The following is a 1,041-nucleotide window of genomic DNA, read 5'->3' on the forward strand; positions in this document are numbered from 1 at the left end:
GGCGATCACCTCGGCCCACGCCTGCCCGGCCGGATCCTGCTCGTGGACGCCGCGTAGGTCGCGGATCAGATGCGCCTCACACCAGGCATGCTCGGCGTCGCTCAGGTGCTGGTAGGCGGCGTACCCGTCGCGCACGATGGTGCCGTCGAAGCCGGGTAGCACCCCATCGGCGTCGATGTCGGCCTTGCTACGCCCGCCGACATGAAACGACGTCAGCATCGGGGTGCAGGCCACATGCACGTACTTGAACCCACCATCGACCCGGGCCGGGGTCTCATCAACGTGCAACACCCGCTCCACATGCAGCAACGCGGCCAGGTGCGAGGTGAACGGGCCCAGCCGGCGGGCCGCCTCGGTGACCACCGCGTACACGAACCCGGTCGACACGGGCGCGCCGCACAGGTCACCCAGCAGCCCCGCGACCCGCGCGCACGGCAGGAACTGCGCGCCACGCCCATACACCGCGGCGGCCTTCACGCCCGGCCCGTACTGGGCGCGGCCGGTCACCCCCGCCGGCACCTCACCCTGGCTGACCTGCCCACAGGCACACAACACCACCACGACCTGATGCTCGGTGACCACCAGCTTCGGCTCCGGCAGATCAAACACCTGCCGCCGCTGACGGGCGAACTCCGGTGCCCGACGCAAGTCCGCGCCGCAGGCCGGGTCCACACACCGCTCCGGTCGGTGCACCACCGTGTGATCCGGGTCCGCCACCAGCGCAAGTGTCGAACCCTGGGAACCCGGCTGCCTACCTGCCCGCCGACCAGAACCCTTCCCGGATCGCGGTTTCGGTTTGGCCAACCCTTCCGAGAACGGCGGTTTGGAGGAGTTCGTCAAGTTCAACCCCAACCGACGCCGCAACTCGGCGTTCTCCGCCTCCAGCCGCTCAACCCTGACCCGCAGCTCGACAAGCATCCCCACCAGGTCCTCTTACGAAGGCTGCTGCGGCTGGGAGAACACCCGAAGACCATGCCATCCAGCACAGCCACAATGGACACCGCGACCCGATCAACGACTCACCTCAAGCTGAACACGTAC

Annotated in this window: 1 protein-coding gene and 1 pseudogene; both read right to left on the reverse strand. The window is 68.5% G+C overall.

Features of this window, described 5'->3' with window-relative positions; translation table 11 throughout:
- A partial coding sequence (locus tag ACFHWY_RS28620; protein WP_416583347.1) for an IS66 family transposase occupies positions 1-717 on the reverse strand: 717 nt, incomplete at its 3' end.
- Positions 718-741: 24 nt separating this feature from the next.
- Positions 742-918 (reverse strand): annotated as a pseudogene (locus tag ACFHWY_RS28625) (DUF6444 domain-containing protein); the annotation flags it as partial.
- Positions 919-1,041 lie beyond the last annotated feature (123 nt).

Source organism: Micromonospora sp. LOL_024 (genome assembly GCF_048060415.1).
In the GTDB taxonomy this organism is placed as follows: Bacteria; Actinomycetota; Actinomycetes; order Mycobacteriales; family Micromonosporaceae; genus Micromonospora.